The sequence below is a fragment of the Rudaea sp. genome (assembly GCF_036383415.1).
Classification (GTDB): Bacteria; Pseudomonadota; Gammaproteobacteria; order Xanthomonadales; family Rhodanobacteraceae; genus Rudaea.
In genome coordinates this window covers 1-5,748 of the sequence record NZ_DASVOK010000427.1, presented here as the reverse complement: position 1 = coordinate 5,748, position 5,748 = coordinate 1, and the positions used below count along the sequence as shown (strand labels likewise).

At 62.9% G+C, this 5,748-nt stretch carries 5 protein-coding genes; 3 read left to right on the top strand and 2 right to left on the bottom strand.

Translation table 11 applies throughout. The annotated features are described in order from the left end of the window. On the bottom strand, window positions 1-1,092 hold a 1,092-nt coding region (locus VF497_RS15560), incomplete at its 3' end, for a DUF5979 domain-containing protein (protein WP_330890366.1). A 1,169-nt stretch (window positions 1,093-2,261) separates the two neighbouring features. On the opposite strand from VF497_RS15560, the gene VF497_RS15555 reads away from it, so the two are divergent. Continuing rightward, complete coding sequence (locus VF497_RS15555; RefSeq protein ID WP_330890364.1) at window positions 2,262-2,912, top strand: response regulator transcription factor; 651 nt, start codon at window positions 2,262-2,264, stop codon at window positions 2,910-2,912. 288 nt (window positions 2,913-3,200) lie between these two features. Next, complete coding sequence (locus VF497_RS15550; protein ID WP_330890362.1) at window positions 3,201-4,955, top strand: sensor histidine kinase; 1,755 nt, start codon at window positions 3,201-3,203, stop codon at window positions 4,953-4,955. A 97-nt stretch (window positions 4,956-5,052) separates the two neighbouring features. Here the strand turns inward: VF497_RS15550 and VF497_RS15545 are convergent, their stop codons facing one another. Next, on the bottom strand, window positions 5,053-5,298 hold the full coding sequence (locus VF497_RS15545; RefSeq protein WP_330890360.1) for a type B 50S ribosomal protein L31: 246 nt from the start codon (window positions 5,296-5,298) through the stop codon (window positions 5,053-5,055). 149 nt (window positions 5,299-5,447) lie between these two features. Between VF497_RS15545 and VF497_RS15540 the strand changes: the two genes are divergently transcribed. Beyond that, on the top strand, window positions 5,448-5,748 hold a 301-nt coding region (locus VF497_RS15540; protein ID WP_330890357.1), incomplete at its 3' end, for a hypothetical protein.

Sequence of the window (5,748 nt, the reverse complement as noted above, 5' to 3'; positions counted from 1 at the left end):
CGTCGCGTTCGCCGCCACGTTCACCGAACCGCTGTACGTCGCCGTCGGCGTCGAGCAGCCCACCGTGAACGGGAACGTCATCGCACTCGTCGTCGCCGGTCCACCGGTCACGTTCTTCGTCACGGTCAACGAGCCCGCATTCGCACTCAGCGGGTTATTGATCGCACCCGTCAACGTACCGCCAGCCGCCAGCGCGCCGGCGGCCGGCTGCGTGTACGTCGGCGTGCCCCACGTGTAGTTCGCCGGTGCCGTCGGCAGCGTGCCTTCGGTGATCGTGCAATTCGTCGAGCCGGCCGGGACGCTCACCGGGGCCGATGTGCCCGTCGTCGCGTTCGCCGCCACATTCACCGTGCCACCGTATGTCGCCGTCGGTGTCGAGCAGCCCACCGTGAACGGGAACGTCATCGCACTCGTCGTCGCCGGTCCGCCCGTCACGTTCTTCGTCACCGTCAACGAGCCCGCGTTCGCACTCAGCGGGTTGGTGATCGTGCCTGTCAGCGTTCCGTCTGCCGCCAGCGCGCCTGGCGCCGGTTGCGTGTACGTCGGCGTGCCCCACGAATAATTTGTTGGCGCCGTCGGCAGCGCGCCTTCCGTGATCGTGCAGTTCGTCGAGCCGGCCGGGATGCTCACCGCAGACGACGTGCCCGTGATCTGGTTCGCCGCCACAGTCACCGTGCCGCTGTACGTCGCCGTCGGCGTCGAGCAGCTCACCGTGAACGGGAACGTCATCGCACTCGTCGTCGCCGGGCCGCCCGTCACGTTCTTCGTCACCGTCAGCGAGCCCGCGAGCGGCGTCAGCGGATTCGTGATCCCCGCGCTTGCAGCCCCGTTCGGGATCGTCGCCGGCGGCTGCGTGTACGTCGGCGAGCTCCACGAATAATTCGCCGGCGCCGTCGCCACGCTCGTCTCGCTGATCGTGCACCCGGTGGATCCCGCCGGGATGTTCACCGTCGAGGTTCCCGTCGTCGCGGTTCCGCTCAGCGTCACCGTCCCCGTGTACGTCCCCGTCGGATTGCCGCACGCGATCGAGTAACCGTAGTTGCCCGGCGCACCCGATGCTGGCGCACCCGTCACCGTCTTGGTTACAGTCACCGGACTTTCGACGATCATCGGAACGGTAAAAGTGAGCTGGTTGCACTTCGATGAGGTGCCTGGCGCCACCGAGTTTGCGCCGGTGCAGGTGTTGCTCGAGCTTTGGGTATATACAGAAACGGCATTGACAGTAAGATTGCCGGGTGTAGTACTCGTACACTTGACGGTCAGCGGGAGCGCGGTCCCCGTAGGGGTACCGTCCGTCGTCGCGAGATTCCAAATCGAGCCAGCGGGAATGGTTTTGGCTGCATCACCGCACGCATTCGCCGTGCCTTGATTGGTAAAGGGGGACGGATAAGGCCCCCCTGACACGCCGGTAGGAGCGAAAACCGCGCAATTGGTGCTTTGTGTTTGGCCTGCGTTGGGGTTCGGATAGTTGCCGTCTGTGGCAACGAAGAGGCCCACGTCATAACGGTTCGTGTTGCCTCCCTGCACGGTAGCCTGGAGATATATCGTGACAGGATCGCCCAAAGTGCAGCTTGTCGGCTGAGTTACCCCCGCCGGTAGATGCGCGGCGTCAGCCAATTCCACACCCGTGATCGCTCCGTCGTTGGCTACGCAGCCGGCTGTCGCGACACGCGAGCAGGTGTCGTTGAGGACCAGGTCATTCGTGGGACCCGTGAATGCCCATGCCGGTCCTGTCGCGAACAGCAAGGTAAGCAAAGATGCGGCGGCGGTTCTTCCCGCAACGCCGACGGAACCAAAGATATTCCTTGTAGAAATTGCCATTGTTTCAACCCCTGTACTTGAAAACGGCGACTGCGGATGGCGTGACTGGCGGATGGCATGCAAGCGACACACCCGTCAGCTATTCGTGATTGAAATCTCGTCAATCTCTAAAAGCCTCAGATTCAGCGCAAAATCCATGCCATAAAAAAAGCCGGAGCACCCTGCAGCGCAAAGACGCTGGGTCTGCGACTAGCCGTGACAGAAGGCGATATCTGTTGAAGTTGCCATGCGTCTCAGCCCCTGTTCTGAAAACGGCGCATTACAGGTAGGAGTTTCAGCCCCCGAGCCTGTTGGACGGGTTTTATACGCCCACGAATAAGCGACGCACATCACTCAAATGAGTGATATCGTGAGATACGCCCTGTTTTTAACCCCCAAAATGAGCGATTGCGCGCACTTGCGTGCTGTGGCAGCCTGTTAGCATGGGGGATTATGAGCGGGTGTCGCTTTTGCTCGTCGACGACGAGCCTGCGCTTTTGGCGCGGCTTTGCCGCATCCTGAAAACCCTGTGCGGAGATGACGCGACCCTGCTCTGCGCGGACAGCATCGCGCAGGCCAAGGCTGCCGCCACGGGCCGGTTGTTTACCATGGCCTTGGTCGATCTCGGGTTGCCCGACGGCAGCGGCATTGAATTGATCCAGTGGCTGCGCGCGCGATCGGAAATGCCGATACTCGTGATTTCCGCTTGGAGCACGGAAGATACGATAATCGACGCACTACGCGCCGGCGCAACCGGATACCTGCTCAAGGAACGTGACGATGATGAAATCGCCATGCTTCTGCGCACCGCGCTGAAAGGCGGCATGCCGATCGACCCGTTCATCGCACGCCGCATCCTCGGTGCCACGGCTTTCGTGCGCCCGGCACAAGACGAGGCCGATGGCTCCTCGACACACGAGACGCTGTCGAAACGCGAGGTGCAGATACTCGAACTCGTCGCCCAAGGCCTGAGCAATCTGGAGATCGCCGAACGCACCAATCTCTCGCGCTGGACAGTGGCCACCCACGTGAAGAGCATCTACGCGAAGTTTGCCGTGCACACGCGCACAGCCGCCGTGCGTGCCGGCCGCGGCAGCGGCGTACTGCGTTAACGGCACCCCGTAGAAGTCGCGAAGTACGGGAAAAAGACTCGCTCCGGAAGCCCGGACGCAACGGAGCTTCACACCGCCCCGCCAGCTGCGACTGCGCCATCTGCGTTGCATGTGCCTGTATGCGTTGCAAAAAGCGCATAATATGCGCAGTACTGCACGCCGGAAGGGGGCCGCGCAGTGGGATTGATAGTTCGCTTTTCACTGCACTGCTGCGTCTGGCTGGCGGTTTGTTTCTTTTGCCCGCCGACGACCCAGGCGCAAACCCCGCTGCCGCCGTGGCCGGGCAGCGTGCAAACCATCCGCGGGGATTGGAATACCACGACTCCTCCAGAAGATGGGTGGGTCGGCGTTGACCTGCCCGACGATTGGCGTCGTCGCTGGCCGGCATTCGACGGCGTTGTCTGGTATCGGCTGAACTGGGACGTCACCGGGCAGGCGGAAGATACCGGACTGTTCGTCGACTATCTGAATCTCGCCGGCACTATCAGCATCAATGGCAACGAACTCCAGCGCGACGCCAATCTCGTCGAACCGCTTTCGCGCATGTGGAACACGCCGCGCTATCTGTTGTTGCCGGCGTCGATGCTGCATGCAGGCAGGAACGAAATCCTGATCCGGGTCAGCGGATTCGCCGACCATCAACCGGCACTGGGCCGAGTGGCCATAGGCCCTCCGGCGGCGATGCAGGCCATGTGGAAACGGACCCACTGGCTGCGCGTCGACCTGCAGTGGCTCAATCTCGGCATCGGCACGACACTGGGAACCTTCTTCCTTGCCCTGTGGGTGATCCGTCGACGCGAAACGGCTTTCGGCTGGTATGCCGCGCAACAGGCGGCATGGTTCGTGTTTTCCTACAACTTCATATCCGTCAGCTCGTGGCCGTTCGCGACCACCGACGCGTATTCGGCAGCGATCACCGCGTCCTATCTCATCTACGATGCCTGCAGCGCGATGTTCATGCTGCGCATCATGGGACGCCGCTGGCCGCGAGTCGAAGCAGCGATATGGTCGCTCACCGCACTCGTCATCCTGGGAATGCTGTTGACTCCGCATGCCCGTCTGGGCGAAGTGCGCAATGCGCTTTCGCTGTTTTCCATGGCGATGATCATCGTCACCACGGCGGTGTTTCTCTACCTCGCCTGGTGGCGCCACGGCAACGTTCCGCAACGCGTGCTTTCTCTGATCGCGCTGGCCGTACTCCTGGCGAGAGCCCACGACTTCGTCGTCTTCCTCGGACTGATCGCGAGCAATCTCTATCTGGTCACTTATGCCGAGACCTTGTCGATGGTCGGCTTTGCGCTGACCCTGGCCTGGACTTTCGCGACCAATATCCGCCGCATCGAAAGTTTCAACAGCGAGTTGACGAGCTCGGTCGCGCGCGCGCGCGCGGAACTGGCCACGACGCTGGAACGCCAGCACGAACTCGAACTCGTGCACGCACGCCTGGACGAACGCCTCACCCTCGCCCACGATCTGCACGACGGTCTCGGCGGCATCCTCATCGGCAACATCGCCACGTTCGAGGAAGCACCGGAAACCGTGCCCACGCGCACCGTACTCGAGCTGCTGCGCGAGCTGCGCGACGACCTGCGCCTGATCATCGACACCGCCTCGTCACAGACCTATGGCGAAGACTCGCTCGGCGAACTCGTCGGATTGCTGCGGCATCGCATGACGCGCCTGTTCGAAGCACGCCGGATCGCGATTCGCTGGCATATCGAGGGAGTCGATCGGTTGCGCCTCGCCTCAACGCAGAGCATGGACGTCTTGCGTATCCTGCAGGAAGCGCTGTCGAATGCGCTCAAACACAGCGGCGCCACGGGCGTCGAGGTCGATCTGGCTCTTGCGGACCGCCACCTGCGTTTGGAAGTGCGCGACAACGGAGTCGGACTGCCGGCGAACGGCGGCACGCCGGGGACCGGCATCCGCAGCATGCGCACCCGCGCCAGACGGTTGGGCGCACAGCTGATCGTCGACGCCGACGCGGGCGTCACCTTCATTCGGCTGGATATTCCCGTTTCGGCGCCGATGCGCGCCGACTAGATCGCCGCGCGGAAAGCGGCGACGATAGTCTCGAACGGAGCGGCGAACCGAACGCCACGACGCGCCATGGCGGCGCGTCGAAGCGGATTGCGGATCGTTATTTGGCGCCGTAGCGCTTGCGGAACTTGTCCACTCGACCGCCGGAATCGACGATCTTGTGCTTGCCCGTGTAGAACGGGTGCGAGGCACTGGAAATTTCGATCTTGACGACCGGATATTCCTGGCCATCTTCCCACTTGATCGTGTCCTTGCTCGTCATCGTCGAACGCGTGAGGATCGCGAAGTTGGACGAGACATCCTGGAAGACCACAGGCTTGTATTCGGGATGGATGTCGGCTTTCATGAGTTGGCTCCGCGAAGCGGTATTGCGCTGAGAAAAGAGGCGAATTCTAGCCCGGATTCGTGCCGCCGCGCAACATCGGGGCCGATCAAGGGCGTCGAACGGCCATTCGACCGGGCTGCGGCAATTCATTTCGGCGGCGGCATAATGGCTTGCCCGGCCATTTGCCGCCCGAATCGCACCACCAGATGCCCAGCCCGTTCCGCTTCCACGGCTTGCCGCGTAAACCCACGCTGCTGCTCGCCGCCGTCCTCGCGACCGGCACGCTGCTGCCATTCACGCAAACCGCGCACGCGGCCGCCGCCCAGCCGACACCGGCGCAGCAGGTATTGCCAGCTGGGCTGGAGGGCGCGATCAACGATGCGAGCGCCGTGCTGCCGCGCGCGCGTGATCTCGACGCCGCACAGCGCAAGCAAGCCGAGGACCTGCTGCGCGATGCCTTGGCCGACGACC